The sequence below is a fragment of the Burkholderia sp. MS455 genome (assembly GCF_016899445.1).
Taxonomy (GTDB): Bacteria; Pseudomonadota; Gammaproteobacteria; order Burkholderiales; family Burkholderiaceae; genus Burkholderia; species Burkholderia pyrrocinia_C.
In genome coordinates, this window is sequence record NZ_CP041779.1 from 901,975 (window position 1) to 924,371 (window position 22,397).

At 68.1% G+C, this 22,397-nt stretch carries 24 protein-coding genes, 1 tRNA gene and 1 pseudogene; 9 read left to right on the top strand and 17 right to left on the bottom strand.

Going from position 1 to position 22,397, the window contains the following annotated elements:
• Positions 1 to 24: 24 nt before the first annotated feature.
• The 8 genes from FPJ27_RS23300 to urtA form a co-directional block, all read right to left on the bottom strand.
• Positions 25 to 330, bottom strand: a complete 306-nt coding sequence (locus FPJ27_RS23300) for an urease subunit beta (RefSeq protein WP_034182910.1) — start codon at positions 328 to 330, stop codon at positions 25 to 27.
• Positions 331 to 338: 8 nt separating this feature from the next.
• On the bottom strand, positions 339 to 641 hold the full coding sequence (ureA, locus tag FPJ27_RS23305) for an urease subunit gamma (protein WP_006406310.1): 303 nt from the start codon (positions 639 to 641) through the stop codon (positions 339 to 341).
• Positions 642 to 877: 236 nt separating this feature from the next.
• Entirely contained in the window at positions 878 to 1,753 is an 876-nt protein-coding gene (locus tag FPJ27_RS23310; protein WP_204425933.1) for an urease accessory protein UreD, read from the bottom strand.
• Positions 1,754 to 1,895: 142 nt separating this feature from the next.
• The gene (urtE, locus tag FPJ27_RS23315) at positions 1,896 to 2,588 is read right to left on the bottom strand and encodes an urea ABC transporter ATP-binding subunit UrtE (protein WP_047900002.1); all 693 of its coding nucleotides are present in this window, start codon (positions 2,586 to 2,588) and stop codon (positions 1,896 to 1,898) included.
• Between the two features lie 4 nt (positions 2,589 to 2,592).
• Positions 2,593 to 3,450 (bottom strand): urea ABC transporter ATP-binding protein UrtD, encoded by an 858-nt coding sequence (gene urtD / locus FPJ27_RS23320; RefSeq protein ID WP_204425934.1) that lies wholly within the window; start codon positions 3,448 to 3,450, stop codon positions 2,593 to 2,595.
• A complete protein-coding gene (gene urtC, locus FPJ27_RS23325; RefSeq protein ID WP_204425935.1) occupies positions 3,447 to 4,634 on the bottom strand; it encodes an urea ABC transporter permease subunit UrtC in 1,188 nt (395 codons plus the stop codon). The genes urtD and urtC overlap by 4 nt, the downstream gene beginning before the upstream one ends.
• Before the next feature lies 1 nt (position 4,635).
• Entirely contained in the window at positions 4,636 to 6,255 is a 1,620-nt protein-coding gene (urtB, locus tag FPJ27_RS23330) for an urea ABC transporter permease subunit UrtB (protein WP_204425936.1), read from the bottom strand.
• 142 nt (positions 6,256 to 6,397) lie between these two features.
• Positions 6,398 to 7,705 carry an urea ABC transporter substrate-binding protein gene (gene urtA / locus FPJ27_RS23335; RefSeq protein WP_034182917.1) on the bottom strand — a complete coding sequence of 436 codons (1,308 nt, stop codon included), beginning with the start codon at positions 7,703 to 7,705 and terminating at the stop codon, positions 6,398 to 6,400.
• 233 nt (positions 7,706 to 7,938) lie between these two features.
• On the opposite strand from urtA, the pseudogene FPJ27_RS23340 reads away from it, so the two are divergent.
• Positions 7,939 to 8,058: pseudogene (locus FPJ27_RS23340) on the top strand (beta 1,6 glucan synthase); the annotation flags it as partial.
• Positions 8,059 to 8,163: 105 nt separating this feature from the next.
• On the opposite strand, the gene FPJ27_RS23345 reads toward FPJ27_RS23340, so the two are convergent.
• From FPJ27_RS23345 to hemN, 4 genes are all read right to left on the bottom strand, one after another.
• Positions 8,164 to 8,487, bottom strand: a complete 324-nt coding sequence (locus FPJ27_RS23345; protein ID WP_006488544.1) for a rhodanese-like domain-containing protein — start codon at positions 8,485 to 8,487, stop codon at positions 8,164 to 8,166.
• Positions 8,488 to 8,501: 14 nt separating this feature from the next.
• Entirely contained in the window at positions 8,502 to 9,158 is a 657-nt protein-coding gene (locus tag FPJ27_RS23350) for a protein-L-isoaspartate O-methyltransferase (protein ID WP_072436152.1), read from the bottom strand.
• Between the two features lie 104 nt (positions 9,159 to 9,262).
• The gene (locus FPJ27_RS23355) at positions 9,263 to 9,520 is read right to left on the bottom strand and encodes a hypothetical protein (protein WP_175962587.1); all 258 of its coding nucleotides are present in this window, start codon (positions 9,518 to 9,520) and stop codon (positions 9,263 to 9,265) included.
• Between the two features lie 85 nt (positions 9,521 to 9,605).
• Positions 9,606 to 10,997: an oxygen-independent coproporphyrinogen III oxidase gene (hemN, locus tag FPJ27_RS23360; protein WP_204425937.1), complete on the bottom strand. Its 1,392-nt coding sequence runs from the start codon at positions 10,995 to 10,997 to the stop codon at positions 9,606 to 9,608.
• A 179-nt stretch (positions 10,998 to 11,176) separates the two neighbouring features.
• On the opposite strand from hemN, the gene FPJ27_RS23365 reads away from it, so the two are divergent.
• From FPJ27_RS23365 to FPJ27_RS23375, 3 genes are all read left to right on the top strand, one after another.
• Positions 11,177 to 11,494, top strand: a complete 318-nt coding sequence (locus FPJ27_RS23365; RefSeq protein WP_072436150.1) for a YkgJ family cysteine cluster protein — start codon at positions 11,177 to 11,179, stop codon at positions 11,492 to 11,494.
• A 144-nt stretch (positions 11,495 to 11,638) separates the two neighbouring features.
• A complete protein-coding gene (locus FPJ27_RS23370; protein WP_072436149.1) occupies positions 11,639 to 12,220 on the top strand; it encodes a DUF1439 domain-containing protein in 582 nt (193 codons plus the stop codon).
• Between the two features lie 75 nt (positions 12,221 to 12,295).
• Positions 12,296 to 13,126: an undecaprenyl-diphosphate phosphatase gene (locus tag FPJ27_RS23375; RefSeq protein WP_034182924.1), complete on the top strand. Its 831-nt coding sequence runs from the start codon at positions 12,296 to 12,298 to the stop codon at positions 13,124 to 13,126.
• A 114-nt stretch (positions 13,127 to 13,240) separates the two neighbouring features.
• Here FPJ27_RS23375 and trmB read toward each other — a convergent pair whose 3' ends face one another.
• Together trmB and FPJ27_RS23385 are read right to left on the bottom strand one after the other, a co-directional pair.
• Positions 13,241 to 13,996: a tRNA (guanosine(46)-N7)-methyltransferase TrmB gene (gene trmB / locus FPJ27_RS23380; protein WP_204425938.1), complete on the bottom strand. Its 756-nt coding sequence runs from the start codon at positions 13,994 to 13,996 to the stop codon at positions 13,241 to 13,243.
• 132 nt (positions 13,997 to 14,128) lie between these two features.
• Positions 14,129 to 14,203 (bottom strand) — tRNA-Gly (locus FPJ27_RS23385).
• Positions 14,204 to 14,538: 335 nt separating this feature from the next.
• On the opposite strand from FPJ27_RS23385, the gene FPJ27_RS23390 reads away from it, so the two are divergent.
• Together FPJ27_RS23390 and FPJ27_RS23395 are read left to right on the top strand one after the other, a co-directional pair.
• Positions 14,539 to 14,883, top strand: coding sequence for a cupin domain-containing protein (locus FPJ27_RS23390; RefSeq protein ID WP_047900015.1), 345 nt, complete (start codon positions 14,539 to 14,541; stop codon positions 14,881 to 14,883).
• A gap of 406 nt (positions 14,884 to 15,289) precedes the next feature.
• A complete protein-coding gene (locus FPJ27_RS23395) occupies positions 15,290 to 16,450 on the top strand; it encodes an enolase C-terminal domain-like protein (RefSeq protein WP_204425939.1) in 1,161 nt (386 codons plus the stop codon).
• Positions 16,451 to 16,569: 119 nt separating this feature from the next.
• Here FPJ27_RS23395 and FPJ27_RS23400 read toward each other — a convergent pair whose 3' ends face one another.
• Positions 16,570 to 17,499 carry a LysR substrate-binding domain-containing protein gene (locus FPJ27_RS23400; RefSeq protein WP_204425940.1) on the bottom strand — a complete coding sequence of 310 codons (930 nt, stop codon included), beginning with the start codon at positions 17,497 to 17,499 and terminating at the stop codon, positions 16,570 to 16,572.
• 170 nt (positions 17,500 to 17,669) lie between these two features.
• On the opposite strand from FPJ27_RS23400, the gene FPJ27_RS23405 reads away from it, so the two are divergent.
• The 3 genes from FPJ27_RS23405 to scpB all read left to right on the top strand — a co-directional run bounded on the left by FPJ27_RS23405 (position 17,670) and on the right by scpB (position 21,083).
• Entirely contained in the window at positions 17,670 to 18,992 is a 1,323-nt protein-coding gene (locus FPJ27_RS23405) for an MFS transporter (RefSeq protein WP_204425941.1), read from the top strand.
• A gap of 61 nt (positions 18,993 to 19,053) precedes the next feature.
• A complete protein-coding gene (locus tag FPJ27_RS23410) occupies positions 19,054 to 20,277 on the top strand; it encodes a CoA transferase (protein WP_204425942.1) in 1,224 nt (407 codons plus the stop codon).
• Complete coding sequence (gene scpB, locus FPJ27_RS23415; RefSeq protein WP_204425943.1) at positions 20,274 to 21,083, top strand: methylmalonyl-CoA decarboxylase; 810 nt, start codon at positions 20,274 to 20,276, stop codon at positions 21,081 to 21,083. Before FPJ27_RS23410 ends, scpB begins: the two co-directional genes overlap by 4 nt.
• 50 nt (positions 21,084 to 21,133) lie before the next feature.
• Here scpB and FPJ27_RS23420 read toward each other — a convergent pair whose 3' ends face one another.
• Entirely contained in the window at positions 21,134 to 21,676 is a 543-nt protein-coding gene (locus tag FPJ27_RS23420; protein WP_072436142.1) for a chromate transporter, read from the bottom strand.
• The gene (locus FPJ27_RS23425; RefSeq protein WP_204425944.1) at positions 21,673 to 22,284 is read right to left on the bottom strand and encodes a chromate transporter; all 612 of its coding nucleotides are present in this window, start codon (positions 22,282 to 22,284) and stop codon (positions 21,673 to 21,675) included. The genes FPJ27_RS23420 and FPJ27_RS23425 overlap by 4 nt, the downstream gene beginning before the upstream one ends.
• Between the last annotated feature and the right edge of the window lie 113 nt (positions 22,285 to 22,397).

Consider the following 22,397-nt stretch of genomic DNA (forward strand, 5'->3'; position numbering starts at 1 on the left):
GAAGAGACGGGCGTGAGGCGTCGCTCAGAGCGGCCCCATCACCTTGCCCTGAAAACCGTAGACGGCGCGATCGCCCGCGAGCGCGACGAGCTCGACCGTGCGCGTCTGGCCCGGCTCGAAGCGCACGGCCGTGCCGGCCGCGATGTTGAGCCGGAAGCCGCGCGCGGCTGCGCGGTCGAACGACAGTGCGTCGTTGACTTCGAAGAAGTGGTAGTGCGAGCCGACCTGCACCGGGCGGTCGCCGGTGTTCGCGACGACGAGCGTCAGCGTTTCGCGGCCCGCGTTCAGTTCGTGCTCGCCGTCGTCGGTGAGGATTTCGCCGGGGATCATGCGTTGCCTCACGGAATCGGATGATGAACGGTCACGAGCTTCGTGCCGTCGGGGAAGGTCGCCTCGACCTGGATGTCGGGAATCATTTCGGGCACGCCATCCATCACGTCGTCGCGCGTGAGCAGCGTCGTGCCGTAGTGCATCACCTCGGCAACCGTCTTGCCGTCGCGCGCGGCTTCCATCAGCGCGGCGGTGATGAAGGCGACCGCCTCCGGATAGTTGAGCTTCAGGCCGCGCGCGCGACGGCGTTCGGCCAGCAGCGCCGCCGTGAAGATCAGCAGCTTGTCCTTTTCTCGGGGAGTCAGTTTCATGAAGGCAAACGTTCAGGAAAACGTAATTTTTATCGGTACGCGCGCAACCGGGCGGACGTGCGGGTCATCGTAGCACCGCGCCGTTTTGCGCGCGCCGTGTATCGGTTATGTAAGCAGCAAGGCGCGTGCCATGTGCATGGAACGCAGCGCAATGCGCGTTCGTGGTGCGCGGTGCATGGGTAACGTGCAGCGCCTGATGCGGGGATGCGCCGAAACGGTGCGTGGCGCGGGCGCGCTCAGGTTTGCCAGAGACGCAGCGGCCGTGCGTCGACGCCGTGCACGATCGGCCGCAACTGCAGCCAGCAATCGGTGAAGTGGCGCTGCAGCGCTTCCATCGACGTCGACAGCGCGCGCACGAGCACGACGCCGGGCGTTACGCAGGTTGCGCCCGTGCGCAGCGTATCGTCGAACGGCATCCGCGCGGCGAGCAATTCGGCCAGTGCGGCGTCGCACGCGGCGCCGGCGGCCCACAGCGTGCCGTAGGCGGGAAAACCTGCGAGGCCCTGTAGCGCGCCGCGCAGCGGATCGCGCGCGTCGAGCAGCGCGCGCTCGGTCCACAGTGGCCGGCCGTCGGCACCGACGAGCGCGGAGGTCGACGCGATGCGGCCCGCCGACCAGGTTTCGCCGGCCGCCTGCCGGCCGAGCTGCGTCGCGTCCCAGCCGATCGCGCTCGCGCCCGCGCCGAGCGTCACCGTGAAATCGAGCGCTGCGTGCGCCGCGTCGAAGAACAGGTTGTTCTGCGGCAGCCAGTCGAGCTTCGCGTGCTCGCCGACCGCGATGCCGATGCGCTGCGTCGCGTCGAGGCCGTTCGACTTGTACCACTTGGTCGCGCCGGGCGTCGTCAGCACCGCGTGCGTGCCGTCGCCGAGCGCGATGTCGATGTCGAGCCGGTCGCCGCCCGCGACGCCGCCAGGCGGGTGGACGATCACCGCATGGCAGATCGCGTCGCCTTCCGGGTACAGCGGCCGCTGCACGCGCAGCGGGCCGTCGTGCAGCCGGTGCGCGAGCGTCGTGCGCGCGCCGTGCCGCTCGAAGCCGAGTTCTAGGCGGCCGCGCCATGACTTGGCGACGGCGGGGCGGGACAGCGGGGCGTGGGAATCGGGGGCGGACATCGGCGGCGAGCGGGAAACGAGAGAAACGGGCGCGAAGGACGTGGATGCTACCGGAACAATAATCCAGATGCCGCGTTCGTTGAAAGCGCCGCGTGCGGCCGCGCCGCGAACCGGCCGGCCGTGCCCGCTGCCGTGCCGCGCGTCACACCGCGATCAGCTCGCGCACGCCGTTCGTCTCCATGTCGCGTGCGTCGCCGCCCGCGACGATCTCGCCGCGGCTCATCACCCAGTAGCGGTCCGCGATCGATCGGGCGAAGTCGTAATACTGCTCGACGAGCAGCACGGTCATGTTCGATTCGTCGACGAGCTGGCGCAGCGTGCGGCCGATGTCCTGGATGATCGACGGCTGGATGCCCTCGGTCGGCTCGTCGAGGATCAGCAACTGCGGCTCGCTCATCAGCGCGCGGCCGATCGCGAGCTGCTGCTGCTGGCCGCCCGACAGGTCGCCGCCGCGCCGCGCGCGCATGTCCTTCAGCACCGGGAACAGGTCGTAGATGCGGTCGGGCACTTTCGACGGCGCCTTGCGGCTCGCCGCGCCGACGAGCAGGTTTTCCTCGACGGTCAGCCGCGGAAAGATGTCGCGGCCCTGCGGCACGTACGCGAGCCCGGCCGCGACGCGCGCATACGGCGGCAGCGCGCCGAGCGCCGTGCCGCGCCACGACACGGTGCCGCTCTTCGCGGCGACCACGCCCATCAGGCAGCGCAGCAACGTGCTCTTGCCGACGCCGTTGCGGCCGAGCAGCACGGTGAGCTTGCCGTCGTCGGCGGCGAGGTTCACGTTGCGCAGGATATGGCTGCCGCCGTAGTACTGGTTCAGTGCTTCGATCTTCAGCATCGTTTCAACGTCCGAGATAAGACTCGATCACCGCGTCGTCGCGCTTGACCTGGTCGAGCGTGCCTTGCGCGAGCACCGCGCCTTCGGCCATCACCGTCACGCGGCCCGTGTCGCCCGCGAGCGCCGCGACGAATTCCATGTCGTGCTCGACGACCATCATCGAGCAGGTGCCGCGCAGCGTGTTCAGCAGCTCGGCGAGTTCCATCGTCTCGTGGTCGGTCATCCCGGCTGCCGGCTCGTCGAGCAGCAGCAGCGCGGGGCGCTGCATCAGCAGCATGCCGATCTCGAGCCGCTGCTTCTGCCCGTGCGACAGCTCGCCGGCCGCGCGGTACGCGTGGCTTTCGAGGCCGATCAGCGCGAGCGTCTCCTCGATCTTCGCCTGTGCCGTGTGGTCGAGCCGCGCGCGCAGCGATGCGAGCCAGCCCTTGTCGGTCTGCATCGCGAGTTCGAGGTTTTCCCATACCGGATGCTGTTCGAACACGGTGGGTTTCTGGAACTTGCGGCCGATGCCGGTGCGCGCGATCTCGGGCTCGCTCATCCGCGCGAGGTCGAGCGTCTGGCCGAGAAACACCTTGCCGGCGTCGGGGCGCGTCTTGCCGGTGATCACGTCCATCATCGTGGTCTTGCCCGCGCCGTTCGGGCCGATCACGCAGCGCAGCTCGCCCGCGTCGATCGCGAGCGACAGCTTCTTCAGCGCGCGGAAGCCGTCGAAGCTCACCTCGATATCCTCGAGGTAGAGGATCGTGCCGTGCGACGTGTCGATGCCGGGCGGCACGACGCGGCCCATCGAAGCGGTGCCGCTGACGGCCAGCAGCTCGTCTTCCGGCGGCGGCGTGAATTGATAGAGGGCTGTTCCGTTCATCCACGTTTCCCCTTCGCGAGCACGGTTTCGACGAGGCCCATGATCCCGCGCGGCAGCAGCAGCGGCACGAGCACGAAGATCAGGCCGAGGAAGAACAGCCAGTATTCGGCGAAGTACGCGGTAAAGAAACTCTTCGCGCCGTTCACCGCGAACGCGCCGACGATCGGCCCGATCAGCGTGCCGCGCCCGCCTACCGCGACCCAGATCGCCATTTCGATCGAGTTGCCGGGCGACATCTCGCCGGGATTGATGATGCCAACCTGCGGCACGTACAGGGCGCCCGCGATGCCGCACAGCACGGCCGACACGGTCCACACGAACAGCTTGTACGCGAGCGGGCTGTAGCCGAGGAACATCAGCCGCGTCTCGCCGTCGCGCACCGCGGTGACGACGCGCCCGAGCTTGCTCGTGACGATCGCGCGCGCGGCGATGAACGCGAGCACCAGCGTCGCGAACGTCAGCAGCAACAGCACCGTGCGCGTGCCGGGCGACGTGATCGCGAAACCCGCGATGCGCTTGAAGTCGGTGAAGCCGTTGTTGCCGCCGAAGCCCGTCTCGTTGCGATAGAACAGCAGCATCGCGGCGAACGTCAGCGCCTGCGTGATGATCGACAGGTACACGCCTTTCACGCGCGAACGGAACGTGAAGAAGCCGAACACCCACGCGAGCACGGCCGGCACGAGCACGACGAGCGCGAGCGCCCACGCGAGATGCTGCGTGCCGCTCCAGTACCACGGCAACTGGTGCCAGTCGAGGAACACCATGAAGTCGGGCAGGTCGCTGCCGTACTTGCCGTCGCGGCCGATCTCGCGCATCAGGTACATGCCGATCGCATAGCCGCCGAGCGCGAAGAACAGCCCGTGGCCGAGGCTAAGAATCCCGCAGTAGCCCCATACGAGATCGAGCGCGAGCGCGGCGATCGCGTAGCACATCAGCTTGCCGGCGAGCGTCATCGCGTAAGCGGACAGATGGAACGCGCTCGCTTCGGGCGCGACGAGCGCGGCGAGCGGCACGCCGATGCCGATCGCGATGCACAGCGCGACGAGCGCGAGCCATGCGCGGCGCGACAGCAGCGCAGGGCGCGGCGGCAGGCCGAGCGCGAAGCCGTCTGCCGCGCGTGCGGCGGCAGCGGGCTTCGGTGCGTCGGCGACCGGCTTCGACATCGAATCGGTAATGAAAGTCACGTCAAGCCTCCGCGCTGCGGCCCTTCGGGGCGAACATGCCCTGAGGACGTTTCTGGATGAACAGCACGATCATCACGAGCACCGCGATCTTCGCGAGCACGGCGCCCCAGAACGGCTCGATCGCCTTGCTCGCGAGGCCGAGCCCGAAGCCGCCGAGCACGGTGCCGGCGATCTGCCCGACGCCGCCGAGCACGACCGCCATGAACGAATCGATGATGTAGTTCTGGCCGAGATCGGGGCCCACGTTGCCGATCTGCGACAGCGCGCAGCCGCCGAGGCCGGCGATGCCCGCGCCGAACGCGAACGCATACGCGTCGACGCGCGCGGTCTTCACGCCGACGCATGCGGCCATCCGGCGGTTCTGCGTGACCGCGCGCACGAACAGGCCGAGCCGCGTCTTCGTCAGCACGGCCCATGCGACGAATACCACCGCAAGCGCGAACGCGAGGATCGCGAGCCGGTTGTACGGCAGGATCAGGTTCTGCATCACGGTCACGCCGCCGCTCATCCACGACGGGTTCACGACCTGCACGTTCTGCGCGCCGAACAGCATGCGCGTCGCCTGGATCAGGATCAGGCTCACGCCGAAGGTCGCGAGCAATGTTTCGAGCGGGCGGCCGTACAAGTGTCGCAGCACGAGCCGTTCGAGCACGATGCCGACGAGCGCGGCCGTCGCGAACGACGCGGGCACGGCGACGAGCGGATACCAGTCGAATGCGCCGGGCGCGTAGCGCTGGATCAGCGTCTGCACGACATAGGTTGCGTACGCACCGATCATCAGGAATTCGCCGTGCGCCATGTTGATCACGCCGATCAGCCCGTACGTGATCGCGAGGCCGAGCGCGGCGAGCAGCAGCACGCTGCCGAGCGACAGGCCCGCGAACAGCGTGCCGACGATCTCGCCGCGGCGCTGCAGCGAGTGCAATGCGTCGAGCCCCTGCTGTGCGGCATCGCGCACGCGCGCGTCGGGCTCCGCGTAGCTGCCGTCGGCGTTCTTCGCGACGAGCGGGCGCAGTTGTTCGATCATGTCGAGGTCGTGGCGAGCGGCCACCACCTGCACGGCTTCGAGGCGTTTCGCAGGATCGGCATCGTGCAGCGCGGCGATCGCCCACAGTGCATCGAGGCGGCGCTTCAGCGCGGGATCGGTTTCCTTTGCGCGCGCGCGGTCGATCATCGGCTTGAGTGCCGGGTCGGGCGACTTCAGCAGCGCATCGATCGCGTCGCGTCGCGCGGCGACGTCGGGCGATGCAAGCGCGAGGCCCGACAGTGCGCCCGCGATCTTCGTGCGCAGCAGGTTGTTCAGCATCACGGGCTGCGCGTCACCGGCCGGCGTCGCGGCCTGCGTGAGCGCGTCGTGCGCCGTGTCGCCGGCCTGGATCAGCAGGCGGCCGTCGCCGGTCGCGAGCGCGTCGCCGGTCGACAGCGCGTTGAGCACGGCAACGGCGCGCGGATCGGCATCGGCGGCGAGCCGGTCGATCGCGGCCGTCTTCGCGTCGAAGTCGTCGCCGGCGAGCGCGGCGGTATCGGCGGCCGTCAGCGCGAACGCGGCGCGCGGCAGTGCACCCGCGAGGGCGGCGCATGCGACGATCGCGACGGCGGCTCGGCGAAAGCGGATAGGCATCGGGAAATCCTGTCGGGCGTGGGGAAGCGGATTCATGCGGCGATGCGCCGGCGCTTGCGGTTCGTCACCACAGGCGCGGCCGGCGCCTCGGCACCGGCATGCGAGCGGCACGTCACGCCGATGCGCGACGCGCCGCACCGCGTCAGGCCAGCGCCGCGCGCTGCCGGCGCAGGAACGCGGGGATCGACGAGACGATGTCCGGCTTGCCCTGGTTGCCTGCGATGAACGGGCTCCACGGCTGCGCGCGCACCGCGGTCTTCGTCTTCCATACGACGTTGAATTGCCCGTCGCCGCGGATCTCGCCGATCATCACCGGCTTGTGCAGGTGATGGTTGCCGTCCATCGCGAGCGTGAAGCCCGACGGTGCGGCGACGGTCTGGCCGATCATCGCGACGCGCACCTTGTCGACGTCGGTGCTCTTCGCCTTCTCGACGGCCTGCTTCCACATGTGGATGCCCACGTAGGTCGCTTCCATCGGGTCGTTGGTCACGCGCTTCGCGCCGCCCGGCAGGTTGTTCGCCTTCACCCATGCGGCGAACTGGTCCTTGAACTTCGTGTTGGTCGGGTTCTTCACCGACATGAAGTAGTTCCACGCGGCGAGATGGCCGACGAGCGGCTTCGTGTCGATCCCGCGCAGTTCCTCCTCGCCGACCGAGAACGCGACGACCGGCACGTCGGTCGCCTTGATGCCCTGGTTGCCGAGCTCCTTGTAGAACGGCACGTTCGAGTCGCCGTTGATCGTCGAGATCACGGTCGTCTTGCCGCCCTGCGAGAAGGTCTTGATGTTCGCGACGATGGTCTGGTAATCGCTGTGGCCGAACGGCGTGTAGACTTCCTGAATATCGGCGTCCTTCACGCCCTTCGATTTCAGGAACGCGCGCAGGATCTTGTTGGTCGTGCGCGGATACACGTAGTCGGTGCCGAGCAGGAAGAAGCGCTTCGCGCCGCCGCCTTCCGCGCTCATCAGGTACTCGACGGCCGGAATCGCCTGCTGGTTCGGCGCGGCGCCCGTGTAGAACACGTTGCGCGACATTTCCTCGCCTTCGTACTGCACCGGGTAGTAGAGCAGCCCGTTCAGTTCCTCGAACACCGGCAGCACGGACTTGCGCGACACCGAGGTCCAGCAGCCGAACACGCACGCGACCTTGTCCTGCGTGAGCAGCTGGCGCGCCTTCTCGGCGAACAGCGGCCAGTTCGACGCGGGATCGACCACCACGGGCTCGAGCTTGCGGCCCATCACGCCGCCGCTCTTGTTGATGTCGGCGATCGTCATCAGCGCGGTGTCCTTCAGCGACGTCTCCGAGATCGCCATCGTGCCCGACAGCGAGTGCAGGATGCCGACCTTGATCGGGCCGGTGCCCGCATCGGCCGCATGCGCGAACGGGCTCTTGCCCGCCAGCGCGAGCGCGCCGGCCATCGAACCGAACTTCAACAGACTGCGACGTTTCATCGGGTTCCCCTTGACGTGTTGGATATGCGTGCGCCGTGGCGGCGCCTGCCATCGGATAACGCAAGGCATGTGCCAGTCCGCATGCATGCACGCCGGACGTGCCGGTGTGGGCGAACGCGCGGTGCGCATGACGCTTCGTGCGGCATCAATGGTCCGTTGCGGTGCAGATTCGCGGGCGCAAATGGTGCACGGACGCGCTTCACCGTTACGGTGCCTGCTCGCGCTGCCGGAACGGCGCGACGATCCGCTATGCGGGTGACATCCCCGCGTTCTCGCCGCCGCTCGTCATCGACGACGCGCAGATTGCCGGGCTGTTCGCGATCGTCGCCGATGCGCTGAAGGAAACGGAGTAGGGCGGGAAAGCGAAACGGGCGCGCAGTGCGCGCCCGTTCGGCGGATCGTGTGGCCGGCGCGGCGCCGGTCACCGTATGGCGGCGCGCGATGCGCCGCCGGAGAGATCAGTAACGCGGCACGGACGGATCGACGTCGCGCGACCACGCGTCGATCCCGCCTTGCAGGTTGTACAGCTTCGTGAAGCCGCGCGATTCGAGGAACATCGCGACCTGCGCGCTGCGCATCCCGTGATGGCACACGCAGACGATTTCCGCTTCGTCGTCGAGTTCTTCGCTGCGCGCGGGAATCTGCTGCATCGGGATCGACACGCTGCCGGCGATCTGCGCGGTCGCGATTTCCCACGGCTCGCGCACGTCGAGCACGACCGGCGCGGGGCGCGCCGTATCGCCGAGCCATTCCGCGAGCATTGCGGGCGTCAGGATCTGCATGGAGGCTCCGCCGCTCAGAACTTGAAGCGCGACGGCTCGATCGCGTTGACGAGGTGGTCGATGTAGGTTTCGAACACGTCGGCGACGCGGTACTGCTTGTCGTCGATGCGCGTGATGATCTGCGCCTTCATCACCGGACGGCCGCCGACGAACGCCGACAGGCGGCCGCCGACCTTCAGCTGTTCGAGCATTTCCTGCGGCACGACGGGCAGGCCGCCCGCGACGCAGATCACGTCGTACGGCGCCTTGCCGGCCCAGCCGCGCGAACCGTCGCCGAGCACGACTTCCGCGTTGGTCACGCCGTCGTTGCGAAGGTTGTCTTCCGCGAACTTCGCGATCGCCGGATCGATCTCGACAGCCGTCACGTGCTGCGCGCGATGCGCGAACAATGCGGCCAGGTAGCCCGAGCCCGCGCCGATCAGCAGCACGTTTTCGTGCTTCTTGACCGTCAGCTCCTGCAGCACGCGCGCTTCGACGCGCGGGAACAGCATCTTGCTGCGGCCGCCGGGCAGCGGCAGTTCGAGATCGGCGAACGCGAGATCGCGGTATTCGGGCTGAACGTAGTTTTCACGCTTGACGATCGACAGCAGGCCCAGGACGTCCAGATCCAGCACGTCCCACGGCCGGATCTGCTGTTCGATCATGTTGAAACGCGCGTTTTCGATATTCATGGTGTGGTCACGCAGCCTGGTCGGCCATCAGCGGGGGTAGATAAACCACGCGATTGTACCAAACAGGGCGGCGGTCAAGCCTTCAGGCAGCCTGCAACAGACCTTTACCCTTTGCTCTTCTTGATCTGCGCCTCGAATGCGAGGTCGAGCTTGCTCGCCTTGCGCGGCTTTTGGGGGCCGAATTCGTCGACGAATTTGACGAACGCGTCGAGCGGCAGCGGCTCGCAGCGCTTCTCGGCGGTGCCGCCCGAGCGGTCGACGAGATAGAACAGGCCGCCCGCCATCGCGACGGCCGCGAATTGCGGGTTGCCGGAGCGGGTCTTCAGGCGTTCGACCGCGTGGGTCGCTTTGGTGGTGCGCATCGTGCGGGGTTCTGGCGGAGCGGAAGCCTCACACTGTAGCAAACCGGCGCCACGCCCGCGTGCGGCCGCCGGTTTGGCGCCGGCGCTAGACCGTGCGCGAATAGCGCTGTTGAGACGTCTGGCCGAGATACGCGTCGAACGCCATCGCGATGTTGCGCACGACCATCCGGCCGGCCGGATGGATCGTCAGTCGGTCGCGCGCGATCGTCAGCAGCCCGTCGCGTTCGAACGGGCGCAGCGCGTCGAGCTCGCGCGCGAAATGATCGGCGAAGCGGATGCCGTGCGCGGCCTCGACATGCGAGAACGGCAGTTCGAGGTTGCACATCAGTTGCGTGATCACGTCGCGGCGCAGCCGGTCGTCGGGCGTGAGCCGCACGCCGCGCACGATCGGCAGCCGGCCCGCGTCGAGCGCGGCGCCGTACGCGGGCAGGTCCTTCGCGTTCTGCGCGTACACGTCGCCGACCTTGCCGATCGACGACACGCCGAAGCCGACGAGGTCGGTATCCGCGCGCGTGCTGTAGCCCTGGAAGTTGCGCTGCAGCGTGCCGTTCCGTTGTGCTTGCACGAGCTCGTCGGACGGCCGCGCGAAGTGGTCCATCCCGATGTACACGTAGCCGGCCGACGTCAGCATGTCGATCGCGAGGCCGAGCAGCGCGATGCGCGTTTCGGGCGGCGGCAGCGTCGCATCGTCGATCTGCCGCTGCATCTTGAACAGGTGCGGCATGTGCGCGTAGCCGAACACCGACAGCCGGTCGGGCGCGAGTTCGATGATCGTCTCGAGCGTGCGCGCGAACACGGCGACCGTCTGGTGCGGCAGCCCGTAGATCAGGTCGACGCTGACCGAATGGAAGCCCGTCGCGCGCGCGGCGGCGAGCAGGTCGGCCGTCATCGCGAGCGGCTGGATGCGGTTGATCGCCTGCTGCACGACCGGATCGAAATCCTGCACGCCGAGGCTCAACCGGTTGAAGCCGATCGTGCGCAGGTGCACGAGCGTCGCGGGCGTGACCGTGCGCGGGTCGATCTCGATCGAGAACTCGGCGTCCGCGTCCGGCGCGAGCGCGAAGTGCTCGCGGGTGGCCGCCATCAGCTCGGCCGTTTCGTCGTCGGAAAGAAAGGTCGGCGTGCCGCCGCCCCAGTGCAGTTGCGTGACCGGGCGCGACGGATCGAACAGCGCGGCCTGCAGCGCCATCTCGCGCTTGAGCTGGTCGAGATACGGGCGCGCGCGGCGGCGGTTGTTGGTCGCGATCTTGTTGCAGCCGCAGTAGAAGCACGCGGTGTTGCAGAACGGGATGTGGAAATACAGCGACAGCTCGCTCGACGACGCGCCGGGGTCGCGGGCCGCGCGCACGTAGTCGGCCGGGTCGAAATCGTCGCGAAACTGCAGCGCGGTGGGGTACGACGTATAGCGCGGCCCGTTCGCGCCGTATTTCGTGAGCAAATCGGGACGGAACATTATGTCGGCAGAACCGGAGCTCATGATGGTCTCGCGCTTTTCACTTTTCAGATGCTTTCGAGTATATAAACGCGCGATTCGGCTGCATTGCGTAATAACGTCGCAGCCGGCGATGGCACAATGCGAGGTGGGCTGCCGGACACCGCGTCCGGTTGTCGCACCGTTTTTTGTTGTTCGTTCGAGAGAGCCGAGTGTCCGTCGAAATGCCTGTCCGCCCGGCGCCCGCCGATGTCCCGCCGCCGCATGCGTGCCGCGAGGGTTGCGGCGCGTGCTGCATCGCGCCGTCGATTTCCAGCCCCATTCCGGGCATGCCCGACGGCAAGCCGGCCGGCGTGCGCTGCGTGCAGCTAGGCGACGACCTGCGCTGCCGGATCTTCGGCCTGCCCGAGCGTCCCGCGTGCTGCTCAGGGCTGCAGCCGTCCGCCGACATGTGCGGCGCATCGCGCAGCGACGCGCTCGCGTGGCTTACGCGCCTCGAGGTCGCGACGCAGCCGGCGCCGCGTGGCGGCATGGGGCGGTAGCGGATTGCCGGCCGCGTTCGACGCGAATACGACGCATGGAACCCGCGGCGCGGGTTGAAACACTAACTCCGGTCGATTGCCCGGCATGGGCGCAGCGCCGACAGCCCGATCGCCGCTGCGCCGGATACAGGAGATTGTTCAAGCATGACCGCACCTCGCGCGCCCGGCCGGCGCCGTTTTCTCGCCGCAACCGTCGGCGCCATCGGCGTGACGCTGTCGCTCGCCGCGTGCGCGTCGACATTCCCGTTCATCCCCGATCACTACACGTTCTCGCGCGGCGACGTGCAGAAAGCCGTCGCGCGCAAGTTCCCGTACCAGAAGACGGTCGCGCAGGTCGTCGACGTGTCGCTCGCGAACCCGGCCGTCAACCTGCTGCCCGACCAGAACCGCGTCGCCGTGCAACTCGACGCGAATTTCGCGAGCCCGTTCCTGCGCGCGCCCGTCAGCGGCAAGTTCACCGTGTCGGGCCAGCTCGCGTACGACGCGCCGAGCCGCTCGGTCGTGCTGAAGGCGCCGTCCGTCGACAGCCTCGTGCTCGACGGCGACGCGCAGATGTACGGGCAACAGGTCGGCGCTGCCGCCGGCCTGCTCGCGACGCAGGTGCTGACCAACTATCCGATCTACACGTTCAAGCCCGAACAGCTGCAATTTGCCGGGGTGAACTACGAACCCGGTACAATTACGATTCTTACAAACGGCATACGCGTGGCGATCGTCGAAAAATGACGTCGAGCCGCGCGGCCGAGCGGGCCGCGCGGCAACCTGGCCCTTCCTTTCGACCATTTCGGAGTTGGGCCACGGATGGACTGGATCCTGATCTGCAAGGCATTGATCCTCGGCGTCGTCGAGGGGCTGACGGAATTCCTGCCGGTGTCGAGCACCGGTCACCTGATCGTCGCGGGCAGCTTCCTGAATTTCAATGATTCGCACGCGAAAACCTTCGACGTCGTGATCCAGTTCGGCGCGATCCTCGCGGTTTGCTGGGAGTACCGGCAACGGATCGCATCGATCGTGTCCGGGCTGCCGAGCCGGCCCGACGCGCGGCGCTTCACGCTGAACGTCGTGATCGCGACGATTCCCGCGATCGCGCTCGGCCTCCTGTTCGAGAAGAAGATCAAGGCCGTGCTGTTCTCGCCGGTGCCCGTCGCGTTCGCGCTCGTCGTGGGCGGTGCGATCATCCTGTGGGCCGAGGCGCGGCAGCGCGAGCGCGGCGAGCCGCCGCGCGTGATGTCGGTCGATGCATTGACGCCGCTCGATGCGCTGAAGGTCGGCATCGCGCAGTGCTTCGCGTTGATTCCCGGCATGTCGCGGTCGGGCTCGACGATCATCGGCGGGATGCTGTTCGGCCTCGACCGGCGTGTCGCCACCGAATTCTCGTTCTTCCTCGCGATTCCGATCATCTTCGGCGCGACGCTCTATGAAACCGTCAAGGACTGGCAGGCGTTCACCGTCGATTCGCTCGGCCTGTTCGCACTCGGGCTGGTCGCCGCGTTCGTCAGCGCGTTCGTGTGCGTGCGCTGGCTGCTGCGTTACGTCGCGACGCACGATTTCACGGTGTTCGCGTGGTACCGGATCGCGTTCGGGCTGTTCGTGCTGCTGGTCGGGTACAGCGGCTGGTTGAACTGGGCGTGATGCGGGCGCCGGTGTCCGGCGTGTTTCCATAAGCAAACGGCCCGATCGGCAGATGCCGGTCGGGCCGTTTTGTCGTCCGGGGCGGCGCGACGTGCGCCGCCTCTGCGGAATGGCTCAGCCTGCGCGCTTGCGGAACACCAGGTCCCACACGCCGTGACCGAGCCGCAGCCCGCGCCGTTCGAACTTCGTCACCGGGCGGTAGTCGGGGCGCGGCGCGTAGTCGGCGGCCGTGTTTTCGAGTGTCGGTTCCGCGCCGAGCACTTCCAGCATCTGTTCCGCATAGTTCTGCCAGTCGGTCGCGCAGTGAATGTACGCACCTGGCTTCAGGCGCGACGCGAGATGCGCGACGAGCGGCGGCTGGATCAGCCGGCGCTTGTGGTGGCGCGCCTTGTGCCACGGATCGGGGAAGAAGATGTGCACGCCGTCGAGGCTTTCCGGCGCGAGCATGTGCTCGAGCACTTCGACCGCGTCGTGCTGGATGATGCGGATGTTCGGCAGGTTCTGCTCGCCGATCAGCTTCAGCAGCGCACCGACGCCCGGCTCGTGCACTTCGACGCCGAGGAAGTCGTCGCCGGGGCGGTTCGCGGCGATTTCCGCGGTCGATGCGCCCATTCCGAAGCCGATCTCGAGGATGCGCGGCGCGCTGCGGCCGAACACCGCGTTCCAGTCGGGCATTTCCGGCGCATACGGGACGACGAAGCGCGGGCCGAGTTCGTCGAGCGCGCGGCGCTGGCCGGTCGACACGCGGCCGGCGCGCGTGACGAAGCTGCGGATGCGGCGGTGGTGCAGCGGGTTGACTTCGTCGGCGCCGTCGGGAATGGCGTCGTCGTGCGGCGGCAGGCCGGCTTCGTTCGGATCGTCGTGCATCATCGGTACAGAGAAAGGCTTTGTTGCGGGCGAGGGCCCGTTGCGCGCAGCAGTGCGCCGGGGAACCGGCACATGGTACAAAAAAGCCGCCTTCGACGAGGCGGCTTTTGCGCAGGCTGCGATGCAGCCGGAAAGTGGAGCGGGCGATGGGAATCGAACCCACGTCATCAGCTTGGGAAGCTGAGGTAATGGCCATTATACGACGCCCGCAGAACGGCGGATTGTACAGGGTTTGGCGTGGGGATGGCAAGCGGGTGGTTTGGGGCGGTGGCAGCGAAACTGGCATGGCTGGATCGTGGGGCGGTGGCATCGCCGAGAATGGTCGTCAAAGATCGGCCAAAAAACGGTCCGTCAACGCAATTTGCTCGATTGGTTCAATCCGTAAATCTGGGGCCATTCCGCCCGAGCCAGGGGCAACGAACTGGCAGCGCGCTTGCAGCCGAGTCGGTGTCGAAAATAGACGAGTCGGTGTCGGAAGCACGCAAGCCCCGGTAGCGCTTCCGAACTAACGTGACGGATCACTTATCCGATCGTTTGGAGCTGACATGTCCGATTTCATCACCGTTTTGCGCGAAACCTGCCCGACTCCGGTCCTTGACGCGACCAAGTGGAAGCGCATCGGCGGCGATCCGCACACCGTGAACCTCAACGCTTACGTCTCCAAGGACGGCAGCAAGATCATGGGCACCTGGATCTGCACCCCGGGCAAGTTCGAGGTGAACTACGAGAAATGGGAGTTCTGTCATTTCCTCGACGGCTACTGCATCATCACGCCGGAAGGCGAGGAGTCGGTGCACCTGAAAGCCGGCGATGTGTTCGTGATCGAACCCGGCATGAAAGGGACCTGGGAAGTGGTGGAGACGGTGCGCAAGTACTTCGTCTTCGCCTGAGCGGGTTTGTAGATTCGACCACGCATATCGTCGTCGTCCGGATACCTTCCCGGTTCGCGGCCTCTGTCATCGCGGCCCTTGCATGTTGCATGGGCCCGTACACATTTAAAACAAGACGACGCTCGCAGAACACGTGATTCGACACGCAACCACACCGAAATGGCAACGGGACGATTCTGACCGGTTGAACGGCTGCCGTGTTCGCGATATCGGTCCGCGGCATCTTCGCCGTGACCTAGGCCGACTTCTCGGCGACCGTACAGCCGCGGCGGCGCGATCGCCGACACCGGTAACGAACGCCTGCAACCGGCCGCGCCAGCGCCTATGATGCAGCAGTCCGCCCACCGTTCCAGCGACAGCGCGTGAGAACCATCCGCATGCGCCGGACGTCCACCGGAACCCGACCATGCGCATCACCGCCGTCCGCGAGCAACCGATCCCCGTCTCTCGTTATGCCGACCCGTCCATTCCCTCCGGCGGCCTGACGACGAGTGTCGTCGCGGTCGTCACCGATGTCGTGCGCGACGGCTGCCCCGTGACGGGCTACGGCTACGCATCGGTCGGCCGTTTCGCGCAGGGCGGCCTGATCCGCGAGCGGTTCGCGCCGCGCCTGCTGGCTGCCGCCGACACGCTCGCCGACGAAGCCGGCACCAACCTCGACCCGTTCCGCGCATGGCGCGCGATGATGGCTGGCGAAAAACCCGGCGGACACGGCGAACGATGCGTCGCGGTCGGCACGCTCGACATGGCGATCTGGGACGCCGCCGCGAAAATCGCCAACCTGCCGCTTCATCGCTTTCTCGCCGACCGGCTCGCACGCACGGCAGCGCCACGCGTGCGCGTGTACGCGGGCGGCGGCTACCGCTATCCGCATGACGATCTCGTGCGCCTGTCGGACGAGATGCGCCGCATTGCCGATCTCGGCTACACGCACGCGAAGATCAAGATCGGCGGCGCGGATCTCGATCAGGACCGACGACGCATCGAAGCCGCCGCTGCCCAGCTCGTCGACAGCTCGCATCTCGCGGTCGATGCAATGAACACATACGACGCGACGACCGTGCAAGCCGCCGCGACGATGCTCGCGCCGTTCGACCTCTGGTGGTTCGAGGACATCTGCGACCCGCTCGACCTACCGCTCCAGGCGGAGCTTGCCGCGCGATACTCACCGCCGATCGCGGCCGGCGAAGCGCTGTTCTCGCTCGCGGAAGCGATGCTGCTCGACCGCTACGGCGGCCTGCGCAACGACCGCGACGTGCTCGTGTTCGATCCGGTGCATTGCTACGGGCTGCCGGGCTATCTGCAGATCGTCGACCACTTCGTGTCGCGCGGCTGGCGGCGCGACGCGTTCTGGCCGCACGGCGGCCACCTGTTTTCGCTGCACGTCGTTGCGGCGCTCGGGCTCGGCGGCGCGGAAGTCAATCCGTTCGCGTTCCATCCGTTTAGCGGACTGGCCGATGGCGAAACCGTCGACGCCGGCTACGCACGCGTAATGCAAGCACCCGGCATCGGCTTCGAACTGCATGCCGACGCGCACAAAGCGTTTCGCAAGCTATCGGGCCGCTGACGCCTGAAGCGCATCGAGCGCGAAACGCACCGCGAAGCCGAGCATCATCACCGCGACGACGAAATCGAGCACGCGCCACGCAAGCGAACCACGCGCGGCACGCGCCCGCGCCGCGCCGGTCACGCGCGGCCGACATCGCCGGCCGCCCACTCCGTCCGCCGCCCGAGCATGTCGAACAGCCGCACGATCTCGGCCTTCACCTTCTGCACCGCGTTGCTGACGAGCGCCGTATCGTGCCAGCACAGCGACAGGTCGCGCGCGAACAGCCGGTGCGCGACCGTCGACAGCTTGAGCTTGCGTTCCTCGATTTCGACGTGCGCGGCCGTCCACGGCAGGATCGTCACGCCGAGCTGCGCCATCACGGCCGCGAACAGCAGCCCGGTCGAGCTCGCCTCGAAGCTGATCTCGTACGACAGCCCGGCCTCGCGCATCGCCCAGTCGACGCGGTTGCGGATCGTGTTCGGCGCGCTCGGCAGCACGAGCGGCATCCGCGCGATCGTATCGAGCGGCACGGGATCGTCCGGCACCGGAAACCCGGGCCACGTGATCAGGTACAGCGTTTCCGTCAGCAGCCGGTGGATCGCGATGCCGCGCGTGTCGACCGCGTCGACGACGATCGCGAGATCGAGCCGCGCACGCTCGAGCAGCGTGTCGAGATCGGCGCTCGGCGCCTCGATCAGCTCCAGCATGATGCCCGGATAGCGGTCGCGCACCGCGCGTGCGAGCGGAATCGCCAGCACGCGCGCGGTGCTCGACGGCATGCCGACCGTCACGCGGCCCTGCGGCGTATCGGCGTCGCGGCGCAGCAGCTCGCGCGTGCCGTCGGCCTGGCGCAGCAGTTCGAGCGCATGCTGGTAAAGCGTGCGGCCGGCGGCTGTCGGCGCGACGCCGCGCACGCTCCGTTCGAGCAGCTGCATCCCGAGATCCTGTTCGAGATTGCGCATCTGCTGGCTCACCGCGGGCTGCGCGACATGCAGCGCCTCGCTCGCATGCGTGACGTTGCCGCATTCGACGACCTTCACGAAATAGCGCAACTGTCTCAAGTCCATCGCCGTCGTCTCCCGATTCAAGCCATAAGCCAATCCGATCGATCAAGATGAATATCATATTTTTCGGCGATCGAAGGTATTTCTATACTCGTCTCACAAAAGAGCCAGCCTGCCGGCCATCCCGGACCGGACGCGGCAACAGCGCCGGCCCCGCCGGCAAGGAGACGAAGATGTTCAAGGCGATCGACGCGCCGGCGGCCGGCGCGAAGCCGCGGCGCACGCCGCTCACGCGCGAGCAGGTCAAGGGCTTCTGGGCCGTGTACGCGGGCTGGGTGCTCGACGGCGTGGATTCGGTGATCTACGCGCTCGTGCTGATTCCCGCACTGACCGAATTGCTGCCGGCATCCGGCATCGCGGCAACGCCCGCGAATCTCGGGATGTACGGCTCGATCCTGTTCGCGCTGTTCCTGATCGGCTGGGGGCTGTCGTTCGTCTGGGGGCCGCTCGCCGACCGCTTCGGCCGCGTGCGCACGCTCGCCGCGAGCATCCTGATCTATTCGGTGTTCACCGGCGCGGCCGCGTTCGTGCACGACGTCTGGGCGCTGGCCGCGTGCCGGCTGATTGCCGGGATCGGCGTCGGCGGCGAATGGGCGCTCGCGGGCACCTACGTCGCCGAGAGCTGGCCGGAGGACCGCCGCAAGATGGGCGCCGGCTACCTGCAGACGGGCTACTACTTCGGCTTCTTCATCGCGGCCTGCCTGAACTACACGATCGGTGCGACCTACGGCTGGCGCGCGATGTTCCTGTGCGGGCTGGCTCCCGCGCTGCTCGCGGTGTTCACCGTGATGCGCGTGAAGGAGCCGGGGCAGTGGCGTCGGCACGACGCGCGCGACGGCGACGTGGCCGACGCACGGCGCGCGCATCCGCTGCGCGAGATCTTCGCGCCGGCGTTCCTGCGTCGCACGCTGACGAGCGCGAGCCTCGTCGGCGTCGCGATCGTCGGGCTGTGGGCCGGCTCGGTCTACGAGGCGAGCGCGGTCAGTACGCTGGCGGCGCGCGCGGGCATCGATCACATCGGCGCAATGCGGCTTGCATCGGTCGGCGCGGCGATCCTGTCGTGCGCGACGATCGCCGGCTGCCTGGTCGCGCCGTGGCTGTCGGAGCGGCTCGGCCGCCGCGCGGCGCTCGGCGTGTATTTCACGGGCATGGCCGGTGCGATCGTGTTCGCGTTCGGCTGGGCGTTCTACCAGCCGAACGGGCTCACGGCGTTCATGGTGTCGCTCGCGTTCCTCGGTTTCTTCGGCGGCAACTTCGCGATCTTCTCGCTGTGGCTGCCCGAGCAGTATCCGACGCGCGTGCGGGCGACCGCGTTCGCGTTCAACGCGTCGGTTGGCCGCTTCATCGGCGCGGGCGTGAACTTCCTGCTCGGCGCCGCGATTCACGGCTACGGTTCGCTCGGCGTGCCGGTCGCGTGGACCGCGGCCGCCTTCGTGCTCGGCATCCTGATCCTGCCGTTCGCGGTCGAAACGCGCCACCAGACGCTGCCCGAATGAGCGGCGCGCCGCGATCGCACGGAAGCACGCAACATCCAGTCATCAATATCAGGAGTCCGGAATGCAGGCATTACAAGGAATCAGGGTCGTCGATCTGAGTCGCGCGCTGTCGGGGCCGTTCTGCTCGATGGTGCTCGCCGATCTCGGCGCCGACGTGATCAAGGTCGAGTCGGGGCCGAACGGCGACATGAGCCGCGCGTGGGGGCCGTTCGATCGCGGCGTGAGCACGTACTACCTGTCCTGCAACCGCAACAAGCGCGGCGTCTGCGTGGATTTCCGGCAGCCGGCCGGCCTCGACGTCGTGCGGCGGCTGATCGCGCAGGCTGACGTCGTGATCGAGAATTTCAAGGCCGGCACGATGGACGCGATGGGGCTCGGCTACGCCGCACTCAGCGCGCGCGATCCGCGGCTCGTGATGGGCAGCGTCACCGCGTTCGGCCCGCGCGGCCCGTTGCGCGACTGGCCGGGCTTCGACCAGATCGCGCAGGGCTATGCGGGGCTGATGAGCCTCACCGGCTTTCCGGACGGCGAGCCGACCCGCACCGGCACCGCGATCGGCGATCTCAGCTCGGGGATGTGGGTCGCGACCGGCGTGACGGCCGCGCTGTTCGAGCGCGAGCGCACGGGGCGCGGGCAGCATGTCGGCACGTCGCTGCTCGAAAGCCTCGTCGCGCTGCTGAGCGTGCACGGGCAACGCTACCTGAGCCTTGGCGACGTGCCGCGCCGTACCGGCAACGCGCATGCGGTGATCGCGCCGTACGGCGTGTTCGAGACGGCCGACGGGCCGCTCAACCTCGCGCCGATCACGACCGACATGTGGCTGCGGCTGTGCCGGTTGATGGATCTGCCCGAGTTGCCGAACGATCCGCGCTTCGCGACCAACGATGCGCGCGTCGAGCACCGCGACGCGCTGAAGGCGCTGCTCGAAAGCCGGCTGCGCACGCGCGGCAAGCGCGAATGGACGCAGCGTTTCGTCGAGGCCGGGCTGCCGGCCGGGCCGATCAATACGCTCGACGAAGTGTTCGACGATCCGCAGCTCGCATACTGCGGGCTGGTCGAACCGGTCGCGCATCCGACGCTCGGGACACTGCACCAGGTCGTCACGCCGCTCGGCGGGATGGGCGACGAAGTGCCCGCGCCGCGCACGCGCCATGCGCCGCCGCTGCTCGGCGAGCATACGGTCGACGTGCTGCGCGAAGCGGGCTACGGCGACGACGCGATCGACGCACTGTTGGCCGGGCGTGCGATCTTCCAGGCGGAAGCGATGGCGGAGGCCGTGCAATGACCGATGCGACGAAACACGAAAGCGCATCGCGCGTGACGGTCGACATGATCGGCGAGCGGATCGCGCGCGTGCGGTTCGCGAATCCGGCGCGGCGGCACGCGCTCGATGCACCGTTGCTCGATGCGCTCGTCGCGCGCCTCGATGCGCTTGCCGAGCTGGGGCCACCTCCCGTCGTGATCCTGTCGAACGACGGCAGCGGCGACGTGTGGAGCGCGGGGCACGACCTGCGCGAACTGGCCGACGACCGCGATCCGCTCGCATACGGCAAGCCGCTCGAACGGGCGCTGCGGCGCGTGCGGACCTATCCGGGGGCGGTGATCGCGGCGGTGGCGGGATCGGCATGGGGCGGGGCGGTCGATCTCGTGATGAGCTGCGACCTGGTCGTCGCGGCGCGCGACGCGCGCTTCGCGATGACGCCCGCGAACATCGGCCTGCCGTATTCGACGAGCGGCCTGCTGCGCTTCTACGACAACCTGCCGATCCACGTGCTGAAGGAAATGTTCTTCTGCGCGCAGCCGCTCGATGCGGAGCGCGCCGCGCATCACGGGCTCGTGAACCGGCTGGCCGAAGCGGGCGGCGTCGACGATGCGGCGCTCGACGTCGCGCGCACGATCGCCGCGAAGGCGCCGCTCGCGGTGCACGCCGTGAAGGAGCAGTTTCGCGTGCTGCAGGACGCACGGCCGTTGCCGGTCGATGCGTTCGAGCGGATCGCAGAGCTGCGCCGGCACGCGTGCGAAGGCGCGGATTTCGACGAAGGGCTGCGTGCGTTTGCGGAGCGGCGCGCGCCGGTGTTTCGCGGCGTTTAGGCGTTCAGGTGTTCGCGTGGCGCGGCGTTGAGGTGCGACGGCGGTATGCGCTACACGCCGCCGATCGCGTGCACGCCGACGAGCAGCAGCGCGCCCGCGGCGATCAGCAGCAGCGCGTGAATGCGCGAAACCATCACACACAGCGTCGATGCGACCGCGATCGCGCGTGCTGGCCAGCCGCCGTCGAGCGCCTGCAGCAGCACCCACACCGACGCGACGATCATGCCGGCCGCGACCGGACGCAGGCCGGCTTCGAGCGCGATCTGCCAGCGCGCGCCCTGGTGTCGCCGCCACAGGTGTGCGACGCCGTAGATCAGGAACGCGGTCGGGCCGAACAGCGCGAGCGTCGCGATCACCGCGCCCCAGAAGCCGGCCACCTGCCAGCCGATCAGTGTGGCAAGCAGCGAGCCGGGGCCGGGCGCCATCCGCGCGATCGCGAAGTCGTTCACGAACTGCGTGGCGGTCATCCAGTGATGTACGTCGACGATCTGCCGCTGGAGGTCGGCGATGATCGTCTGTCCGCCGCCGATCGTCGCGATCGACAGCGGCGCGAACACGCCGAACAGCGCGGCGTAGCGTTGCGACGCGGTCATGGCTTGTCGTTCCCGGTCGGCGCGGCGGCCGCGCGGCGGTATTCGAGCGCGACGCTCAGCGTGCCGCCGACCAGCACGGTCCATACGAGCGGCCAGTGCAGCACCGCGACCGACACGAAGGTGAGCGTCATTACCGCGAACGGCAAAGCGCGGCGCGGCAGCCGGCGCACGGCCGTGATCGCCATCGAGATCGACAGCCCGATCGCCGCGGCCGCCGCGCCGGCGAGCGCGACATGCGTGAGCGGGAAGCGCGTGAGGGTCGAGAACGCGACGCCGAACAGCACGATCAGCACGGCCGGCGGCGCGATGATGCCGGTGAAGCCGGCCACCGCGCCGCGCCATCCGGCGAGCCGGTAGCCGATCCAGATCGCGAGGTTCTTCACGTTGACGCCCGGCAGCGCCTGCGACAGCGCGAGGCCGTTGAGGAACGCCTCTTCGTCGAGCCAGCGCCGCTCGTGCACGAAGTCGCGCATCATCCGCCCGCTGAGCCCGCCGCCGAAGCTGGTCAGGCCGATCTGCGCGAACGCGACGAACAGCGCGAGGACGCCGGGCGGCGGTGCATCGCCTGCGGGCGGTGCAGGCGGAATTGTGGCGGAGGGCGAGGGCATCGTGCGTGCGGCGCGTGGCGATCGGGCGGGCGCCCATCTTAGCAAGCGGCGCCTGTCAGCACGCTGACATCGGTGCGGCGTTGGCGTGACGAAAGCCCGCAGTCGAGATCCTG

Excerpts from the sequence above, each read along its gene's own strand:
- FPJ27_RS23300 (WP_034182910.1), bottom strand. The coding sequence starts at position 330 with ATGATCCCCGGCGAAATCCTCACCGACGACGGCGAGCACGAACTGAAC.
- ureA (WP_006406310.1), bottom strand. The coding sequence starts at position 641 with ATGAAACTGACTCCCCGAGAAAAGGACAAGCTGCTGATCTTCACGGCG.
- FPJ27_RS23310 (WP_204425933.1), bottom strand. The coding sequence starts at position 1,753 with ATGTCCGCCCCCGATTCCCACGCCCCGCTGTCCCGCCCCGCCGTCGCC.
- urtE (WP_047900002.1), bottom strand. The coding sequence starts at position 2,588 with ATGCTGAAGATCGAAGCACTGAACCAGTACTACGGCGGCAGCCATATC.
- urtD (WP_204425934.1), bottom strand. The coding sequence starts at position 3,450 with ATGAACGGAACAGCCCTCTATCAATTCACGCCGCCGCCGGAAGACGAG.
- urtB (WP_204425936.1), bottom strand. The coding sequence starts at position 6,255 with ATGCCTATCCGCTTTCGCCGAGCCGCCGTCGCGATCGTCGCATGCGCC.
- urtA (WP_034182917.1), bottom strand. The coding sequence starts at position 7,705 with ATGAAACGTCGCAGTCTGTTGAAGTTCGGTTCGATGGCCGGCGCGCTC.
- FPJ27_RS23345 (WP_006488544.1), bottom strand. The coding sequence starts at position 8,487 with ATGCAGATCCTGACGCCCGCAATGCTCGCGGAATGGCTCGGCGATACG.
- FPJ27_RS23350 (WP_072436152.1), bottom strand. The coding sequence starts at position 9,158 with ATGAATATCGAAAACGCGCGTTTCAACATGATCGAACAGCAGATCCGG.
- FPJ27_RS23355 (WP_175962587.1), bottom strand. The coding sequence starts at position 9,520 with ATGCGCACCACCAAAGCGACCCACGCGGTCGAACGCCTGAAGACCCGC.
- hemN (WP_204425937.1), bottom strand. The coding sequence starts at position 10,997 with ATGAGCTCCGGTTCTGCCGACATAATGTTCCGTCCCGATTTGCTCACG.
- FPJ27_RS23365 (WP_072436150.1), top strand. The coding sequence starts at position 11,177 with ATGCCTGTCCGCCCGGCGCCCGCCGATGTCCCGCCGCCGCATGCGTGC.
- FPJ27_RS23370 (WP_072436149.1), top strand. The coding sequence starts at position 11,639 with ATGACCGCACCTCGCGCGCCCGGCCGGCGCCGTTTTCTCGCCGCAACC.
- FPJ27_RS23375 (WP_034182924.1), top strand. The coding sequence starts at position 12,296 with ATGGACTGGATCCTGATCTGCAAGGCATTGATCCTCGGCGTCGTCGAG.
- trmB (WP_204425938.1), bottom strand. The coding sequence starts at position 13,996 with ATGATGCACGACGATCCGAACGAAGCCGGCCTGCCGCCGCACGACGAC.
- FPJ27_RS23390 (WP_047900015.1), top strand. The coding sequence starts at position 14,539 with ATGTCCGATTTCATCACCGTTTTGCGCGAAACCTGCCCGACTCCGGTC.
- FPJ27_RS23395 (WP_204425939.1), top strand. The coding sequence starts at position 15,290 with ATGCGCATCACCGCCGTCCGCGAGCAACCGATCCCCGTCTCTCGTTAT.
- FPJ27_RS23400 (WP_204425940.1), bottom strand. The coding sequence starts at position 17,499 with ATGGACTTGAGACAGTTGCGCTATTTCGTGAAGGTCGTCGAATGCGGC.
- FPJ27_RS23405 (WP_204425941.1), top strand. The coding sequence starts at position 17,670 with ATGTTCAAGGCGATCGACGCGCCGGCGGCCGGCGCGAAGCCGCGGCGC.
- FPJ27_RS23410 (WP_204425942.1), top strand. The coding sequence starts at position 19,054 with ATGCAGGCATTACAAGGAATCAGGGTCGTCGATCTGAGTCGCGCGCTG.
- scpB (WP_204425943.1), top strand. The coding sequence starts at position 20,274 with ATGACCGATGCGACGAAACACGAAAGCGCATCGCGCGTGACGGTCGAC.
- FPJ27_RS23420 (WP_072436142.1), bottom strand. The coding sequence starts at position 21,676 with ATGACCGCGTCGCAACGCTACGCCGCGCTGTTCGGCGTGTTCGCGCCG.
- FPJ27_RS23425 (WP_204425944.1), bottom strand. The coding sequence starts at position 22,284 with ATGCCCTCGCCCTCCGCCACAATTCCGCCTGCACCGCCCGCAGGCGAT.